Annotated in this window: 22 protein-coding genes; 17 read left to right on the top strand and 5 right to left on the bottom strand. The window is 68.6% G+C overall.

The annotated features are described in order from the left end of the window. Positions 1–88 precede the first annotated feature (88 nt). Entirely contained in the window at positions 89–1,156 is a 1,068-nt protein-coding gene (gene cax, locus ACV7NL_RS00255) for a calcium/proton exchanger (RefSeq protein WP_463354564.1), read from the top strand. Between the two features lie 112 nt (positions 1,157–1,268). Here the strand turns inward: cax and ACV7NL_RS00250 are convergent, their stop codons facing one another. Beyond that, complete coding sequence (locus ACV7NL_RS00250) at positions 1,269–2,645, bottom strand: UdgX family uracil-DNA binding protein (RefSeq protein ID WP_463354563.1); 1,377 nt, start codon at positions 2,643–2,645, stop codon at positions 1,269–1,271. 19 nt (positions 2,646–2,664) lie between these two features. Further along, positions 2,665–3,915 carry a putative DNA modification/repair radical SAM protein gene (locus ACV7NL_RS00245; RefSeq protein ID WP_463354562.1) on the bottom strand — a complete coding sequence of 417 codons (1,251 nt, stop codon included), beginning with the start codon at positions 3,913–3,915 and terminating at the stop codon, positions 2,665–2,667. Between the two features lie 505 nt (positions 3,916–4,420). Here ACV7NL_RS00245 and ACV7NL_RS00240 point away from each other — a divergent pair. The 6 genes from ACV7NL_RS00240 (at position 4,421) to ACV7NL_RS00215 (ending at position 8,523) form a co-directional block, all read left to right on the top strand. After that, positions 4,421–5,194, top strand: a complete 774-nt coding sequence (locus ACV7NL_RS00240) for an SDR family oxidoreductase (protein ID WP_463354561.1) — start codon at positions 4,421–4,423, stop codon at positions 5,192–5,194. A gap of 51 nt (positions 5,195–5,245) precedes the next feature. Beyond that, positions 5,246–6,322, top strand: a complete 1,077-nt coding sequence (locus ACV7NL_RS00235; protein WP_463354560.1) for an alkene reductase — start codon at positions 5,246–5,248, stop codon at positions 6,320–6,322. A 137-nt stretch (positions 6,323–6,459) separates the two neighbouring features. After that, positions 6,460–6,849, top strand: coding sequence for a hypothetical protein (locus ACV7NL_RS00230; RefSeq protein WP_463354559.1), 390 nt, complete (start codon positions 6,460–6,462; stop codon positions 6,847–6,849). 491 nt (positions 6,850–7,340) lie between these two features. Further along, complete coding sequence (locus tag ACV7NL_RS00225; protein WP_463354558.1) at positions 7,341–7,526, top strand: hypothetical protein; 186 nt, start codon at positions 7,341–7,343, stop codon at positions 7,524–7,526. Between the two features lie 76 nt (positions 7,527–7,602). Then, positions 7,603–8,013 (top strand): hypothetical protein, encoded by a 411-nt coding sequence (locus ACV7NL_RS00220; RefSeq protein WP_463354557.1) that lies wholly within the window; start codon positions 7,603–7,605, stop codon positions 8,011–8,013. 201 nt (positions 8,014–8,214) lie between these two features. Beyond that, positions 8,215–8,523: a hypothetical protein gene (locus ACV7NL_RS00215; protein ID WP_463354556.1), complete on the top strand. Its 309-nt coding sequence runs from the start codon at positions 8,215–8,217 to the stop codon at positions 8,521–8,523. Positions 8,524–8,731: 208 nt separating this feature from the next. Here ACV7NL_RS00215 and ACV7NL_RS00210 read toward each other — a convergent pair whose 3' ends face one another. Both ACV7NL_RS00210 and ACV7NL_RS00205 read right to left on the bottom strand, forming a co-directional pair. Then, a complete protein-coding gene (locus tag ACV7NL_RS00210; protein ID WP_463354555.1) occupies positions 8,732–9,340 on the bottom strand; it encodes a hypothetical protein in 609 nt (202 codons plus the stop codon). Positions 9,341–9,403: 63 nt separating this feature from the next. After that, positions 9,404–10,333: a hypothetical protein gene (locus ACV7NL_RS00205; protein WP_463354554.1), complete on the bottom strand. Its 930-nt coding sequence runs from the start codon at positions 10,331–10,333 to the stop codon at positions 9,404–9,406. 218 nt (positions 10,334–10,551) lie between these two features. Here ACV7NL_RS00205 and ACV7NL_RS00200 point away from each other — a divergent pair, with 218 nt between their 5' ends. From ACV7NL_RS00200 to ACV7NL_RS00155, 10 genes are all read left to right on the top strand, one after another. Next, entirely contained in the window at positions 10,552–10,794 is a 243-nt protein-coding gene (locus tag ACV7NL_RS00200; protein ID WP_463354553.1) for a hypothetical protein, read from the top strand. Positions 10,795–11,005: 211 nt separating this feature from the next. After that, a complete protein-coding gene (locus tag ACV7NL_RS00195; RefSeq protein ID WP_463354552.1) occupies positions 11,006–11,185 on the top strand; it encodes a hypothetical protein in 180 nt (59 codons plus the stop codon). Beyond that, positions 11,182–11,463 (top strand): hypothetical protein, encoded by a 282-nt coding sequence (locus ACV7NL_RS00190; RefSeq protein WP_463354551.1) that lies wholly within the window; start codon positions 11,182–11,184, stop codon positions 11,461–11,463. Before ACV7NL_RS00195 ends, ACV7NL_RS00190 begins: the two co-directional genes overlap by 4 nt. Positions 11,464–11,465: 2 nt before the next feature. Continuing rightward, the gene (locus ACV7NL_RS00185) at positions 11,466–11,690 is read left to right on the top strand and encodes a hypothetical protein (RefSeq protein WP_463354550.1); all 225 of its coding nucleotides are present in this window, start codon (positions 11,466–11,468) and stop codon (positions 11,688–11,690) included. Between the two features lie 78 nt (positions 11,691–11,768). Then, positions 11,769–12,188, top strand: coding sequence for a hypothetical protein (locus ACV7NL_RS00180; RefSeq protein WP_463354549.1), 420 nt, complete (start codon positions 11,769–11,771; stop codon positions 12,186–12,188). Beyond that, the gene (locus tag ACV7NL_RS00175; protein ID WP_463354548.1) at positions 12,188–12,442 is read left to right on the top strand and encodes a hypothetical protein; all 255 of its coding nucleotides are present in this window, start codon (positions 12,188–12,190) and stop codon (positions 12,440–12,442) included. Before ACV7NL_RS00180 ends, ACV7NL_RS00175 begins: the two co-directional genes overlap by 1 nt. Further along, a complete protein-coding gene (locus tag ACV7NL_RS00170; RefSeq protein WP_463354547.1) occupies positions 12,432–12,851 on the top strand; it encodes a hypothetical protein in 420 nt (139 codons plus the stop codon). Before ACV7NL_RS00175 ends, ACV7NL_RS00170 begins: the two co-directional genes overlap by 11 nt. Continuing rightward, positions 12,838–13,035 carry a hypothetical protein gene (locus ACV7NL_RS00165; RefSeq protein WP_463354546.1) on the top strand — a complete coding sequence of 66 codons (198 nt, stop codon included), beginning with the start codon at positions 12,838–12,840 and terminating at the stop codon, positions 13,033–13,035. Before ACV7NL_RS00170 ends, ACV7NL_RS00165 begins: the two co-directional genes overlap by 14 nt. 200 nt (positions 13,036–13,235) lie before the next feature. After that, entirely contained in the window at positions 13,236–14,099 is an 864-nt protein-coding gene (locus ACV7NL_RS00160; RefSeq protein ID WP_463354545.1) for a hypothetical protein, read from the top strand. Between the two features lie 17 nt (positions 14,100–14,116). Continuing rightward, complete coding sequence (locus ACV7NL_RS00155; RefSeq protein ID WP_463354544.1) at positions 14,117–14,503, top strand: hypothetical protein; 387 nt, start codon at positions 14,117–14,119, stop codon at positions 14,501–14,503. 17 nt (positions 14,504–14,520) lie between these two features. Here the strand turns inward: ACV7NL_RS00155 and ACV7NL_RS00150 are convergent, their stop codons facing one another. After that, positions 14,521–15,084 (bottom strand): metallophosphoesterase family protein, encoded by a 564-nt coding sequence (locus tag ACV7NL_RS00150; protein ID WP_463354543.1) that lies wholly within the window; start codon positions 15,082–15,084, stop codon positions 14,521–14,523. Between the last annotated feature and the right edge of the window lie 61 nt (positions 15,085–15,145).

Raw genomic sequence — 15,145 nt, 5'->3', positions numbered from 1 at the left:
CGGCTCCCGACAACGGTCGCTGTTCGCCCTGTTCGGGGCTGGGCGTACCCATCATGCGACGCCCGCCATAGGACCCCGTATCCCCGTCATGGTCTTCACCGTCCTCCTCATCCTCATCCCGATCTCGGCGGCGTTGAAGTATCTCGTCGGCGCCTCTCCGCTCCTGGTGTTCATCTCCAGCGCGCTCGCCATCGCCGTGCTGGCCGAGTGGGTCCGGCGCGCCACCGACCAACTCGCGGACCGCGTCGGGCCTGCCATCGGCGGCCTGCTCACCGTGAGCTTCGGCAGCATCGCCGAACTCGTCTTGGCCCTGTTCGTGCTGATGCGCGGGGAGGCCGCCGTCGTGCAGGCCCAGATCGCCGGCTCGATTATGGGGACGAGCCTGTTCGGGCTCGGGCTCGCCATCATCGTCGGCGGCGCGACGCGGGAGCGGCAGAAGTTCAGCGCCGAGCGGGCCGGATTGCTGTCGACCCTGCTGATCCTCGTGGTCATCGCCCTGCTGCTGCCGGCGGTGTTCGACCTGAGCGGGCGAATGTCGGGACAGGCCGCGTCGCTCGGGATCACCGACGAGGAGGTCAGCCTCGGCGTCTCTATCGTGCTGCTTCTGCTCTACCTTGCCAACCTCGCCTTCACCCTCGTCACCCATCGAGACGTGTTCTCGAACGACAAGGGCAGCGGCGAAGCCGACTGGAGCCTGACGTTCGCCATCGGGGTCCTCGTCGCCGCGACGGTCGCCATCGCGTTCGAGTCCGAGATGCTGTCGGGGACGATCACCCAGGCCGCGGGGAGCCTGCATCTCTCCCCGATGTTCCTCGGCGTGATCGTGCTGGCCCTGGTCGGCACGGCCGGCGACTTGTTCGCGGCGGCGTGGTTCGCCCACGAGGACCGCATGGGGCTGGTGCTGAACATCTGCATCGGCTCGGCCATCCAGGTGGCGCTGGTGCTGGCGCCGCTGCTGGTCATCATCTCGTGGGCGCTCGGCCATCCGATGACGCTGGTGTTCTCAAACCCGCTGCACCTCTTCGGCATCGCGAGCACCGCCTTCATCGTCAACGCCATTGCCCGGGACGGCGAGACGACGTGGTTCGAGGGACTCCTGCTCCTCGGGGTCTACGTCCTGTTCGGCCTGGCCTTCTTCTTCGCGAGCTCGGCCTAATCGCAGCCGATTGAACGGCAGCTTTCGGGCAGTGTATCATATTATGTTTAGGGCCATGTTGGGTCGGAACCAGACGGTTCGAGGGTAAGGATGCCACACGCTAACTCTTGGCCTACAGGCGCAATGCCGCCATCTTCAGATCCGCGACGAAACTCGCGAACTCATGATCGGCGCGATTCTCGTCAGTGAGCCGGAGCAGGTAGCTTGGGTGGACGGTGACCCACGCCTCTCCGCCATCCGGCATCGCGACGGGTCGCCCACGTTCCCGCGTGACCGTCACGGCCCGCCCTAGCAGCGACCGAGCGGCCGTGCCGCCCATCGCGATTGTCACGCGGGGTCGCAGGATGGCGCGCTCCTGCTCGACCCACCAGCGGCAGGCATCGATCTCGCCGACCCCGGGCTTGGCATGGATGCGGCGCTTCCCCCGGGGCTCGAACTTGAAGTGCTTGACGGCATTCGTGACGTAGACCCGGGAGCGGTCGATCCCGGCGGCCGCGAGCGCCTTGTCGAAAACCTCGCCGGCCGGGCCGACGAAGGGCTGGCCCGAGAGGTCCTCCTGGTCGCCCGGCTGCTCGCCGACGACCATGATCTCGGCATCGAGCGGTCCCTCGCCGAACACGGTCTGCGTCGCCGGCTTCCAGAGGGGACACCGACGACACGTCGTCGCCTCCTCGCGCAGCAGGTCCCAGGGCTTGGCCCCGTTCCGGGCGGGGACCGTCCGGCCCTTCGCGATCATGCCGGCCTCGCGCGCCTGGGCGCCGGCGATGAGCTCGGGGACCAGCGCGGTCTCGAACATGTTCTTCCAGTATTTCTTCGGCATCTCCTTCAGCATCGCCCCGGGCATCAGGCGGGCCGGGTTGAAGGTTGACCGATAGTACGTGCGCCAGACGTCCTCCAGCGGGTCGCCCTCGGGCGCGTCGGAACGCTGCGCGCCCGGCCCCTCCGTCACGGTCTCGCCGTCCCAGTGGATCGAGGACTGCGGCGTGAGGATCGACCAGCGCATGGCCGTGAAGCGCCCGACGAAGAAGGCGGCGTTCGCCCGGACGATGTGGTGCTCGGGCTCGAACCAGCCCATGAAGCGCGGCTCCCCGTCGACCTCGACCTCGCGGAAGCGGAGGAAGGCCCGCATCTTGTGCATGTCGCGCCGGATGGTCTGGAACATCGCCTGCACCCGGCACAGGGCGGGGTCGGCCTGGTCGTGCAGCAGGCGCGGGTCGGCCGCGACCCGGACCATCAGGCCGTAGAGCAGCCCGAATCGTTCGGGATCGCGATGGAGGATGACCCTCTCCAGCATGTGCACGAACGCGCTGGGCAACCGGAGGGCCGGGGCCTCGCCCGCCGGGGCCGGCGCGCCGCCGAACAGGTCGGTCGGCCGGTCGCCCACCTGCCAGACGATCTCGCTCGCCGGAACGCGTGCGGCCGCGAGGTTGCGGGCGGCGGTCCTCCACCCGTCGAAATCGTCCTCGGCCTCCAGGATGGCGACGTGCATGGTTGTCCCGTCCCCCGACTCAGGCGGCGAAGAGTTCGAGCTGCTTCGGCTTCGGGGCCAACATCGCGCGCAGGTCGGCCTGGTCGGCGAGGATGACGGGCCGCCAGTCCGAGGCGACGATGAAGGGCCGAACCTTGGCGACCGAGACCGTGAGGCGCCCGATATCCTCCAAGCGCAGCGTCCGGCCGCGCCGTGCCTTGAGCAGGCCCGCCACCGCCCGGGGGCCGAGGCCGGGCACGCGCAGCAGCATCTCCCGGGGCGCCCTGTTCACGTCGACGGGAAAACGGTCGCGGTACTTCAGGGCCCAGGCGAGCTTCGGATCCATGTCGAGCGGCAGCATGCCCGTGGCCGGGTCGGCGGCCTCGGCCACCTCCTGCGGCTCGAAACCGTACTGCCGCATCAGGAAGTCCGACTGGTAGAGCCGGTGCTCGCGCATCAGCGGCGGGCGCTGAAGCGGGAGGACGGCCGAGGCGTCCGGGATCGGGCTGAAGGCCGAGTAGTACACACGGCGCAGGTGGAAGCGGTCGTAGAGGGTCGAGGCCCGATGGACGATGTCCCGGTCCGTGGCGGCGTCGGCGCCCACGATCATCTGCGTCGACTGCCCCGCCGGCGCGAACTTCGGGGCGGACCTGTACTTTTTGACCGCGTCCTGGCCGTCCTCGATGGCCGTGCGCATGCCGCCCATGGCGCCCTCGATCCGGGCCTCGGACTTCTCCGGCGCAAGTCGCCTCAGGCCGCTCGTCGTGGGGAGCTCGACGTTGATCGAGATGCGGTCGGCGTAGCGGCCGGCCCGCTCGATGAGCTCGGGGTCGGCGTCGGGGATGGTCTTGAGGTGGATGTAGCCCCGGAAGTCGTGGTCCTCCCGCAGGGATCGGGCGACCTCCGCGATCTGCTCCATGGTGTAGTTCGAGGTCGACATGATGCCCGACGAGAGGAACAGCCCTTCGATGTAGTTCCGGCGGTAGAAGTCCAGGGTCAGCTGCACGACCTCCTGCGCGGTGAACCGAGCCCGGCGCACGTTGGAGCTCTTCCGGTTGATGCAGTAGTGGCAGTCGAAGATGCAGCTGTTGGTCAGCAGGATCTTCAGGAGCGAGATGCAGCGCCCGTCGGGCGTGTAGGCGTGGCAGATGCCGCCCCCGCCCAGCGTCGAGCCGATGCCCTTGCCGTCCTTCGAGTTGCGCTTCGTCGTCCCCGAGGATGAGCACGAGGCGTCGTACTTGGCGGCGTCCGCGAGGATCTCAAGCTTCTCGCGCGTATCGAGCTGAGCCATTTCGTACCCTGTCTGTTCCGGCGGCGAGGGGCTTCCCGGAACCGCACGCGTCGACGCCCTGCGACGCGCCGTCGAAACGGTTTCTGATGGCCCTGAGGCCCGATGCGGGAAGCTCTTCCTGTGTCCGGTATAATCGTACTTGATCGTCCATTTGTAAAGCTAAGCCGTTAAAATCGGTGAGGATTTCGCATGGTCCGCCACCTCCGTCCGCGACGGTTCTGAAGGGCCTGCGGATGTGGCGGGACGCTCGTGCACCGGGGCTTCGGACGTTCGCGTCGGAGGCCACCGCCGGGATGGACGGCCTGAACCGAACCTGGGCGCGCATCGTCCAGGTCTCCGAGATCGCCATTCCACGTGGAACCAGGCGGGCCCGAGAGGCTTGTACATTAATAGGACGACATCGTACCATTAATTCCGGGACATCGGGTCGGGACGTGCGACGCGCTCCCGCCCGCCCCGGGCAACCTATTAGGATGAGCGATCCGCAATGCGATTGGATGGACAGGTGGCCCTGGTGACCGGGGCCTCGTCGGGAATAGGCCGCGCCATCGCCATGGCGTACGCCAAGGCCGGCGCCTCGGTCGTGCTGAACTACCGGAGCAACGACGACGCCATCGCCGAGATGGGCCGCGAACTCGATGCAATCGGGACGTCGTGGTCCGCTGCGAAGGCCGACACCGGGGACGAGGACGCCGTCGCCGGGATGTTCGAGGCCGCGGTGACGCGGTTCGGGGCCATCGACATCGTCGTGGCGAACGCCGGCGTCCAGCGGGACAGCCCGACCCTCGACATGACGCTCGACGCCTGGAATGCCGTCATCGCGACCAACCTGACGGGCCAGTTCCTCGTCTCCCGGGCCGCGCTGCGCCGGTTCGTGGCCCAAGGCCCCCGCGACGTTTCGGTGGCGTCGGGAAAGCTAATCCTGATGGGATCGGTCCATGACCGCATCCCGTGGGGCGGGCACGTGAACTATGCGGCCTCCAAGGGCGGCACGGCGATGCTGATGCGCAGCCTCGCCCAGGAATTCGCCCCGCGCGGGGTGCGCGTGAACGCCATCGCCCCGGGCGCCGTGAGGACCGGCATCAACGCCGACGAGATGCAGGGCGAGAACCTGCGGAAAACGGTGTCGCAGATCCCTTACGGCCGCATCGGGCGCGTCGAGGACATCGCCTCGGCGGCCGTGTTCCTGGCCAGCGACCTGTCCGATTACATCGTCGGCGAGACCATCCTCGTCGACGGCGGGATGAGCCTCTACGCGGCATTCGCCGACGCCGGCTGATCCCTTTTCCCCTCCGCCACCGAAACCAAACCCGCCCTCGCAGGATTAACCATGCCCACCCTCTTCGATCCCATCCGCCTCGGCAGCATCGATTGCCGGAACCGCATCTTCATGGCGCCGCTGACGCGCGGCCGCGCCACCCATGCCCACGTCCCGACCGACCTGATGGTCGAATACTACCGCCAGCGCGCGGGTGCCGGCGTCATCTTCTCGGAGGGGACCGGGATCTGCCAGGAGGGGCTCGGTTGGGCCTACGCCCCGGGGATCTGGAACGAGGAGCAGATGGCCGGGTGGCGCAAGGTGACCCAGGCGGTGCACGAGGCGGGGGGCAGGATCGTCCTGCAGCTCTGGCACATGGGCCGGGTGGTCCATTCCTCGTTCCTCGGGGGAGGCCGGCCCGTCTCAGCTTCGGAGACGACGGCCCCGGGGCATGCCCACACCTATCAGGGCAAGGAGGAGCACGTCATGGCTCGCCCCCTGACGGCGGAGGAGATCCCGGCCCTCGCCCACCAGTACGGCGCGGCGGCCCGCAACGCGATGGAGGCCGGTTTCGACGGCGTCCAGATCCACGCGGCCAACGGCTACCTCATCGACCAGTTTCTGCGGGAGACCTCGAACTTCCGCCGGGATGCCTACGGCGGCAGCGTCGAGAACCGCATCCGCCTGCTCTCCGAGGTGGCGGAATGCGTCGTGGATGCGGTCGGCGGGGATAAGGTCGGCGTCAGGCTGTCGCCCAACGGGGACTCGCAGGGGGTCAATGACTTCGATCCGGTCCCGCTGTTCACCGCGGCGGCCAGGCGCCTCGACGAGGTCGGGGTCGCCTACATCGAGGTGCGCGAGCCGCCGCCTGGCGGGGACATGCTGGTCGCCGCCTCCGAGCAGGTGCACGCCGACATGCGCAAGGCGTTCGGCCGGACCTTCGTCATGAACAGCAACTTCGACCTCGCCCGGGGCAACGCGACCCTGGCCGCGGGCGAGGCGGATGCGATCTCGTTCGGCCGCGCCTTCATCGCAAACCCGAATCTGCCGACGGTCCTGCGGGAAGGTCGGGAGCCTGCCAAGGACGACATAAAGACCTGGTACGCGCCGCCCACGGCGAAGGGCTACACCGACTACCCAGAGACCTGAGCGAACGTCGGCAGGACGCGGCAGGACGTCCGAGGGGACCTGCCAGCCCTGCCGCGCACATCGTCGTCGACGACGGCCCGGTCTCGGGCCGTCCGTGTCCCACCTGAGGGGGTGAGACCGCACGAGGCACTCAAGCCATGTCCAAAAAGCTCGCAGCCCCGATCCTGATCGCCACCACCCTGATCGCAACCACCCTCGCGGGTCCGACGTCGGCGTGGGCGCAGTCGGCGACCCGGCGCCCGGTCATGCTGATCCACGGCAACTACTGCGGCCCGGGCAACAACGCCCCCCTGGCGCCCATCGACGCCCTGGACGCCGCCTGTGCCCGTCACGATGCCTGCACCCCCGACGAGGGCTTGCCGTCCAAGGCATGCAATCGACGGCTGCAGGACGAGGCGGAAGCCCTCGCCAATAATCCCGGGCAATTGCCCGACATCCGTATGGTCGCCGGCATCGTCGCGTCCGGTGCCGCTATGATGCCCTTTCACTCGGAGGACCAGCCGAACCGACACGCTTCCGCAAGGTAGGCTTTCCGGTGATGCACCACCCTCGGTCCCTCGTCATTCGTCAGTCCGAGGGAAGGCTTGACGCTTGGCAGGCGAGCAGTGGTCGGCTTGCCCGGGGACAAAGGGCAGGCCGGTCCTCCACCGCGGAGCGCCCGGCCATCCCGGAGCGTCGTCGCTGGATCGCCTCGGCGTTGAAAGAAGCTCACGCCAAATGCGGTAGGTATCCTGGTCCCAGCTGGACCGACCGCCTGTCCACGAGGATGGTGCGCCTCCTCGGCGCTCCAGGGTCCGACAGTTTCGGTGTCAGAGAGATGATCGCCACCTTCCAGTCCGGCATGCCGGGCAGGGGGGCGTCGATCACGCCGACGAGGACGATCACCCCCCTTCGTCTGAAGGGACGAGCTCGTCGCCCGGCATGACGCCGAGGCCGGCCGCCGCGGGGCCGAGGCCCTGGAACGGGCCACCGCCGAGCGGATTGCCGACGCGAGGGGACCGCCGAGGACCTCTGCCGGGTGGCCAAGGCCCGCGTCTCGTCGGCCAAGCCGTGCCGGATGCCGGGGATGAATTCCCAAATAATACGGACGCAACTCAGGGCCGGCGACATCGAGGGCTGGGGGCTCGACCGCCTCCTCGCCGTCGCCGCGTCCCTCGGGCTCCGGGCCGAGATCCGCCTCGTACCCGTCGAGCCCGCCGCCTAGGACGCCGTCCGGCCGGACACCGTCCTTGTTGTAGGCGTGACGGCCCTGGACACTCCCTGTAGCAGGGAGACCGGTCATGACATTCTTCGACAACTCCGCCGTCCAGAGCATCGTCGACGAGCTCGCTGTCGACCTGGAACAGGACGACGATTTCGCCCCCCCGCCCACGCCGGAATCCGCGTCGGCCGCCGCAGCCAAAGCCCGCCGCGACGAGGCCGAGCGCAAGCGGAACGAGCGCGCAGCCCGCCGCGCGAAGGGCCTGCCCGATCCCCGCGTCGTCGACGGCCTCATCGTTCAAGCCCTCGTCGAGGCGTTCAAGGCGGCCGGGGCGCAGCAGCACATCCAGCGCAATGGAAAGCTCGGTGGCCTGATGCTCGATGCCGAGGCAATCGCCCGGACTGCCCTCAAAGGGCTCGCCGGCCGTGAGCTCTCGAAGGACATCCGCAGCAAGATCATCCGAGATCGGCTGTTCCCCCAGGCACGCTGAGGCGCGCCCGGCGTACCTTCAACAATCCGATTCACGGCCAGGGTGTAACGGGGCGCTTCCTTAGCTGGGGGTGCCCCGTCTGCTTTGGCGTCCGACCAGGGACTGGTTAACCGCGATGCGAGGTGGAGTGCGCACGACTCTTTCGGAGCCGCCCCAGAGCTGCGATCTTCAATGGGCAGCAGGCGACCGAGGGAGGCCAAGATGAGCAAGTCCTACAACAGCTACCCGGACGCCTCCCGCGTCGCCCACACCTTCGAGAGCGCGGCCCTGGGCCTCGCATTCGTCGCAGCCCGGGCCTGGGCCGACACGAACGCGCGCCTCCAGGCCGACGCCCAAGAGGCTGCCGTTTACCAGGCCGCCTCCGCCCGTCTCGCCGCCGCCCGCCTAAAGCTCGCCCGGGCCGAAGCCGCCGCCGATGCCGTCCGTCGCGAGGCCGCCCTCCGGGAGCGGGCCGCCCAGCGTCGGGATCTCGTCCGCCGGGCAGCCCTGCTCGCCCGTTTCGCCGCCTGAATGCTGACGTCAGCATGTGTGCGCACGTGGCGTGCTGACGAAGTGCGCACACGGCTGCACAGGGAAAGTATCTACCCATAATCGACATGGTGCGGCGGCGTGCCGCATGGGGTGCGCAGGTAAAAAAAGGCCCGCCAAGGGGTGTCCCGGGCGGGCCTTTCTCGTCTCGTGGGGTGGACGCCGTCCGGGTGAGCGGACGGTGTCCGGGTCAGCGGCCCCCGAAGCGGACGGTGTCCTGGGGCTCCTCGTCGACGTCGGCCCAGCGGATCGACTGGACGATGCGGGGGTCCGGGTTGTGCCCCTCGGCGGCGAGGCGGTCGTAGAGGGACTGCGTGTACTCGCGGTAGTTCGGGACCCTGGGCATCGTCGCAATGGGGACCTCTCGGGTGAGGTGCCGCCCGATCTGCTCGGGGCGGAAATTGACGAACAGGGCCAGGCGGTCGCGCGGCAGGCTGTCGAGGTAGTCCTTGGCCTGATCGTCCAACATGACGGCGATGGTCTCGTCGTCGCCCTCCATCGGCATCAGATACTGGAGTGCGGCGCGCCCGAGGTCGGTGTGGTGCGTCGGGCGGATGTCGGCCTTGTGGACACCGGCGGCGGTCATCGCGGCTTTCGTCTCGGTCTCGGCGACGAGCTCCTCGACCTGCTGGACGAGCTCGCCCTGGGCCTGGGCGGCCTGCTGCGGCGGCGAGAGCGCCTGCAGCACGAACTTCGTGCCGTCCCATACGAGCTTCGGCGCGGACAGCAAGGCGATGAGGCCAAGCTTCGCGGCCGAGGCGACGAGGGCGACGATTCGGGTGACGTAACGAACGGCCATGGTGTGCTCCTGTGCGTGGGGGTGGTGGTTGGATTGTGCCGGTGGCGACGAAAACCAGAAGGACTAGAAGTGCGCGGCTCCGAAGATCCGCATCCTCAGGGCGTCGGGTAGCTGCCGCCGGTGCCGGTGCACGGCGGCCAATGCCTGCGAGGCCATGATGACGCTCAGGCACTTCTCGGCCGCGAGGACGTGGCCGGCGTGCGAGTGGCTCTTGCCCCAGCCGCTGTCGTTCCTCACCGTCGCCAGGTCGGAATCGCGCCCGGACAGGATCTGGGTCGCCTCGTGGACGGCCTCCCGCACATCCGGGTCCTGAGCCAACGTCAGCCAGTCCCGTGACGGGTCCTTTGCGATCCTTTCCCGGACGCGGGCGATGGCGGCGTCGACCTCGCGAACGAGGCGGCGGGCGGTCTCGCCGGCCTTGATCGTGGGCACGTCGTCGTACTGCGGGGGCTCGGCGAGCACGGCGGCGGCAAGCTCTGCCTTCCCCTTCGACCAGGCCCAGTCGAGCTTGGTCAGGTGCGTCCGCAGGGCCTCGATGTGCGCACGGCTGTCCGTGGCGTAGAAGCCGGCGAGCCGGTCGGCATCGCGCTTCGCCGCCGCCGCCTCGTCGGCGAGCCGGGCATCCTCGGCCGCCAGCGCCTCCTCCGCGTCTGCCAACGCGGTCGTCAGGGTGATGCCCGGCAGCGTCGGGTCCTCCCAGCATACGGGCTGGAGCATGCCATTGTTCGGCTGGGCCGTGCCCCAGGAGAAGCCGGCGATCCGTAGCTCCTCGCGGGCGACGCGGTACGCGCGGGAGAACACGGTGGGATCGCCGTCGCCCAGCCAGAACACCCGCGGGCCGTTCCGCGTCGAGACCTCGCGGGCCCGGCGCCACGTCAGGCCGAGGGCGGCGCCAGGCAGGGCCGCCTCGACGTGTTGCGGCTGCTGGGCTGCGGCGTAGGCGGTGAGGACGATGCCCCCGGCCGCGAGGATGAGAAGGATCAAGGTCAGCATGGGCGCCTCCACGAATTCGCTAATTCGTGAATTGTGCCACGCCTCAGCGGCAATACAAGTGGTCTTCGAGATTTTCTCAAGATGTTAAGTTGACATGTCAACTTGCCATGTCGACATGACCAGCATTGATCGAGGTGCTTCGACTTTCGAAGCAATTATGTCGCAGGCGAATTAGCTAATTAGTGCTATCTATAGTCATCCATCACCGGGAGGCCGCGATGGCGGATGGCGATATTCAGCACACTTCGGAGCCCCTCACGCAGGATGCAGTCCTGCTGCTGCTGCGGCAGGCGTGCGTCGAGGCCGGCGGGCAGGCGGCATGGGCGGCCCAGGTCGGGATCTCGGGGGGCTACGTCTGCGAGGTTCTGAGGGGCCGCCGCACACTCAGCGATCGCGTCCTGCGCGGCCTCGGCCTGCAGCGTGGCGAGCCAACGTTCGTCCAGCGGTCGGTGCTGTCGTGAGCGTCGACGTCTACATCCGCCCCCGCCCGATCACCGTTGCCGACGTCTGGGACTATTGCTCGCCCGAGGCCGCCCACGAGCGCTGGTTCTGGCTCAAGCACCACCAACTCGTCCGGCTCGCCTCCGAGGGCCGACGTCTCCGTTGCGTCGCCGCCGGCGAGCCTGCCCGTCACTCCCAGGCCCGCTCGACGACCACGGCGAGGACGCTGCGGTGGTCGATGCTTTCCGCCGGACCGGGACCGTGGCCGCCGCCGGCGCCCAGACGGGGCAGACGTACTGGGTCGTGCTCCGAATCCTCCGCGAGGCAGGGATCACCGTGCCGCCGGTCGACCGATACGCGACCGCCCGCAAGGCCGCCGAGACGAAGCGCCAGAGGAGGCTCGCGGCATGACGGTCCGTAGTGAATTCGTCACCGGCCTCGCCCGGCTCGACGGCGCCGCATCCAAGGCCCGTCTGATTGCGGTCCGGAAGGCGGTCTACGCCCGGCTCGACGAGCTCCGCGATCCCGACCTTCGACACCCCCTGCAGCTTACCGCCGACGGCGTCGACCGGATGCTGTCCAAGACGAGCCGTCTCGCCGTCGAGCACCTCGCCGAGGGCCTCGCGGTCAGCCACGGCGAGCCGCCGACGCGGAAGCCGACGCTCCCCTCCGCCAACCCGAGGCGCTGACCATGGCCATCCACCGCGAAGGGGCGACCTTCACCGTCGACGCGCTCGTGGAGGTCGTGCCCGGCGCCCGCATCATGGTGTTCGCCAAGGGCACCGTCCCAGCCGAGGGCGACTTGCTCATCCTCAGGACCTCACCACCGCGGTGGCGGGCGGTCGAGGTCTACTCCGATGACACCGGGTGGCACGCCAAGTCGGTGCCGGCCCTCGGGCTCAGCATCGCCGGCTGAGCCCCCCCCCCCGCCGACGCGCCAGGCGACAGTGGCCACCGAGACCCCCGAGCAACCCACGCCCACGAGGAGCGTCCCATGCAGAACGAGACCGACGTTGTCGGCGCCATGGCCAAGGCCGTGGTCTTCGAGTCCCACAACCGCGGGTTCGACGACACCCCGGACGAGCAAGCTCGCGTCGTCATCGAGCAGCTTGCACAGGCCGGCTTTGAGGTTGTGAGTACCGGCTCAATCGAGAACCTTCACACCACCCTCCGGACGGTGGAACTCGGATTGAAGCTGGAGCGCGAGCGGAAGAAGCTCGCTCGGGAGAGGGAAACGTCCGTCCTGTTGAACTCCGGCCCCATCGACCTTCCCCGGTCCGTCGCCCGGGTCACTGTCGCGACCGACACCACGCCGGACGGCACCAACGTAATCACGTTCGGGTGGAGCGAGGACGGCACGGAATGCTGGGTCCTCAACCACACCTTCGTCCCCAGCCTAAAGGCGGCCGCCTGATGCGCACCGTCCTCACCCTGATCGCCGGCGGCCCCGAGCGGGTCGCCATCACCACGGTGGGAATCGCAGTGACCGGCTTCCTCGCCTCCGGGCACGCCGACGCGCTGCTGCGGGGCCTGTTCGTGACGACGGTGTTCGCGACCGCGAGCCTGCTGATCGGCCTGTCGCTGTGCTTCCTGGCGGCGGCCATGGGGCTCGACGTCGAGGGCGCGGTCGCCAAGCCGTCATCTAAGGAGGCCGATCATGGCCGATAGCAACATCCTCACCGACCGCTTCGATTCCATGGCGGCCTGGCGCTACCTCACGCGGGAGCAGAAGGAGATCGTGGGGCTGGCCGCCCTCGATCTTGTCGTCGCCCGGGGCATCGCCGAGCACGCGCCGGACCCGGCGTCGCGCGCCGGCTACGAGGTAGAGCGGCTCGCCCTAGCGGCCCTGCTGGAGGCCGTCCTCGATGGTGGAATCCTAGCGGACCACCACTGGGTCGAGGCGGCGCCACACGGTTCATCCTTCACCGAGGTCTACCGGCTGCCCGAGGTGATCGGACAAGTCTGCCATGCCTGCGGTTGCAGCCAAGAGGACGCCTGCGACGAAGGATGCGGCTGGGCGTCGGAGACGCTGTGCACCGCCTGCGCCGGCAAGGACCATGGCCATGGCGGCGCGTGACCTGGGGGCGTGGCGGGCCGAGACCGCCATCGTCGATGCCCTCGTGGACGGGCTCCTCGCCCGCGACGGGCGGGCTCAGGCCGCGGCCGTGGACGCCATTCCGGACGACGACGTCGCCCACCGGCGGATCTGGGCGCGCGCCGTGCTGCTGGTGTCCTGGCACGCAGCGCACGGGCCGGACTGAGATCGCAACTCTATGCTTGTTAACCACATTCAAGCATCAGCAAGCATCAGCATACATTTTTGGTTGCAAGCATTCGCGTGACCTGCGATGATGTCAACTCGGGTCAGTCTTAATCATTAACACTGGAATGACTCGCCTTCGGGCGAGGTTTCGGGATTCCTCCACGCATCGAGGCCGCATGCCTCTGCTGGGAGACGACCGTGACGGACTGGAAGAAGATCTTCGACAACGAGCTGACCGAACCCGAGCGGGATAGCCTGCGCGCGTTTCTGGCTCGCGCCGACGACGACGACACGCACGAGCACCTTACCCTTCACACGGCGGGCGGCTGGGTCCCGCAGTGCTCTGAGGAGCCGGTCACGCTCGATCACTGCGTGAGCTTCCTTGCGTCGCTCGTCGACGTACGGGCCGGGCACAACAGCCGCCTCGACTGGCGCATGCTCTTGGAGCTCATCGCCCCGGACGAGGACGCCAAGAAGCTGCTCGCTCTCTACGAGCGCGAGACCGGGGTCACGGACGACCAGGCGTTCCCGGCCCACCTCGACCCGGACGAGCCCGAAGGGTGGGAAGTCGCCGAGCGGCTAGCTCGGGAGCAGGCGCGCCTGGTCGAGGAGCATCAGCAGGAGCGGCGGGACTACCTGGAGGCGATGCGCATCCGGCGAGAGGACGAAGCGGAGCGCGTCCGCGAGGCCCAGGCGCGCCGGAATGCCCGGCGACCGGCAGTGCTCGCCGCAGACCCGAGCCGTCAATTCAACTTCGGCTTCCCCCAGGTCGCCCCGCCTCCCGTCGCGCCGCCTCGGTGGAGGAACAAGGAGCGTCCGGTCATCGAGAGGCTGATGGCCGCGTGGCTCCACGATGGGCGCCCTTCGCCCATCGTGTCGTACATCTGCACTGGCCGGCGGGGGCGTCTCGTCTGGGCTCTCGTCCGGGTGTTCGATGGCGGTCGCGCGCTGATCGTCTTCGAGGACGAGAACGCGGACGCCCGCGGCGCGGCGCCTTGGATGCGGTACCGCGGGCGGGACTTCGACTACTGTTCAGCCACGCACGAGTGGGAGCGGCTTTAGTGGAAAAGCAGGAGCCGATGATGGCCGAGGCTGACGGCTACGATTCCGACGAGATCCCCGAGGTCGCGATCCTGTCGGTGACGGCCTGGATCGCGGAGGTCGCAGCCGGGAACCCCGAGGAGGCGCGATACGCCGAGATCTACGGCATCGACGAGGATTACCTCGCGCGTCCGGAGTGGGTGATCCACCGCGTGTTCTCGGCCAGGCTCAACGACGAGGTGCGGAATGAGATCTACGAGGGGGCTTCGATGCTGCTGCACATCTGCGGTCCCCAGGCCTTACCCCACGTCGAAGAGCTTTACTGGGCCTACGAGGCCGACGACGGCGATTCCCCGACGACGCGCGCAGAACGCCGCGCCGCCCGCATCAAGGCCGGATGCTACAGCAAGGCCGACGTCGCCTGACTGCAGCGTGATGGCGCCTAGTCCTCGGCCTCGGCGTCCATCTCCGTCCCGAGGGCGAGCTCCTCGGGGACCGCCGGCGTCGCATCCTGCCGCTCGCGGATCTCGTCGAGGGATGCGGGCCGGTAGGACCAGCGATCCACGCCGACGTCGCACGAGCGGTTCGTGTCCGGCAGCAAACCATGTGTGTGCCCGTAGCAGTGGCGGACGCCCCTGAAAGCGCCCGGCCAGGCGCGCATCGGATAGTGGCTGAACACCCAGCGCTTGCCCTGCAACTTCGGTGTAGCGAACAGGTGCTGGGAGTGCCACGGCAGGTCCAGCACCCGCTTACGGTCGTGGTTGCCCCTGACGAGCACCTTGCGGCCTCGGAGCCTCCGAAAAATCTGGGCGCACCGCTCCGGGCTCGCCCCGAGGGCGAAGTCGCCGAGGTGCCAGACCTCGTCTCTGACGCCGATGGTGGCGTTCCAGGCGTCGATGAGGCCCTCGTCGTGCTCCTCGATGGAGGAGAAGGGACGGGCCATTGTCCGGATACATGAGCCGTGGCCGAAGTGGCTGTCAGCGGTGACAAAGGTCTGGAAGGTCATGGGGCAGCATCCTCTGGCGAGGGGGCTGCGCACGGTGTCACGCCCCCGGGGGAATGGGTCT

Source organism: Methylobacterium sp. Ger2507 (assembly GCF_055231875.1).
The sequence above is the reverse complement of the archived record's forward strand: the minus strand, read 5'-3'. Positions and strand labels throughout refer to the sequence as shown.

Bases quoted from the DNA above. Each gene is read 5' to 3' on its own strand.
- ACV7NL_RS00150 (WP_463354543.1), bottom strand. From the start codon at position 15,084: ATGACCTTCCAGACCTTTGTCACCGCTGACAGCCACTTCGGCCACGGC.
- ACV7NL_RS00235 (WP_463354560.1), top strand. From the start codon at position 5,246: ATGCCCACCCTCTTCGATCCCATCCGCCTCGGCAGCATCGATTGCCGG.
- ACV7NL_RS00185 (WP_463354550.1), top strand. From the start codon at position 11,466: ATGGCCATCCACCGCGAAGGGGCGACCTTCACCGTCGACGCGCTCGTG.
- ACV7NL_RS00155 (WP_463354544.1), top strand. From the start codon at position 14,117: ATGATGGCCGAGGCTGACGGCTACGATTCCGACGAGATCCCCGAGGTC.
- ACV7NL_RS00180 (WP_463354549.1), top strand. From the start codon at position 11,769: ATGCAGAACGAGACCGACGTTGTCGGCGCCATGGCCAAGGCCGTGGTC.
- ACV7NL_RS00175 (WP_463354548.1), top strand. From the start codon at position 12,188: ATGCGCACCGTCCTCACCCTGATCGCCGGCGGCCCCGAGCGGGTCGCC.
- ACV7NL_RS00165 (WP_463354546.1), top strand. From the start codon at position 12,838: ATGGCGGCGCGTGACCTGGGGGCGTGGCGGGCCGAGACCGCCATCGTC.
- ACV7NL_RS00210 (WP_463354555.1), bottom strand. From the start codon at position 9,340: ATGGCCGTTCGTTACGTCACCCGAATCGTCGCCCTCGTCGCCTCGGCC.
- ACV7NL_RS00220 (WP_463354557.1), top strand. From the start codon at position 7,603: ATGACATTCTTCGACAACTCCGCCGTCCAGAGCATCGTCGACGAGCTC.
- ACV7NL_RS00245 (WP_463354562.1), bottom strand. From the start codon at position 3,915: ATGGCTCAGCTCGATACGCGCGAGAAGCTTGAGATCCTCGCGGACGCC.
- ACV7NL_RS00215 (WP_463354556.1), top strand. From the start codon at position 8,215: ATGAGCAAGTCCTACAACAGCTACCCGGACGCCTCCCGCGTCGCCCAC.
- ACV7NL_RS00205 (WP_463354554.1), bottom strand. From the start codon at position 10,333: ATGCTGACCTTGATCCTTCTCATCCTCGCGGCCGGGGGCATCGTCCTC.
- ACV7NL_RS00200 (WP_463354553.1), top strand. From the start codon at position 10,552: ATGGCGGATGGCGATATTCAGCACACTTCGGAGCCCCTCACGCAGGAT.
- ACV7NL_RS00170 (WP_463354547.1), top strand. From the start codon at position 12,432: ATGGCCGATAGCAACATCCTCACCGACCGCTTCGATTCCATGGCGGCC.
- ACV7NL_RS00230 (WP_463354559.1), top strand. From the start codon at position 6,460: ATGTCCAAAAAGCTCGCAGCCCCGATCCTGATCGCCACCACCCTGATC.
- ACV7NL_RS00250 (WP_463354563.1), bottom strand. From the start codon at position 2,645: ATGCACGTCGCCATCCTGGAGGCCGAGGACGATTTCGACGGGTGGAGG.
- ACV7NL_RS00190 (WP_463354551.1), top strand. From the start codon at position 11,182: ATGACGGTCCGTAGTGAATTCGTCACCGGCCTCGCCCGGCTCGACGGC.
- cax (WP_463354564.1), top strand. From the start codon at position 89: ATGGTCTTCACCGTCCTCCTCATCCTCATCCCGATCTCGGCGGCGTTG.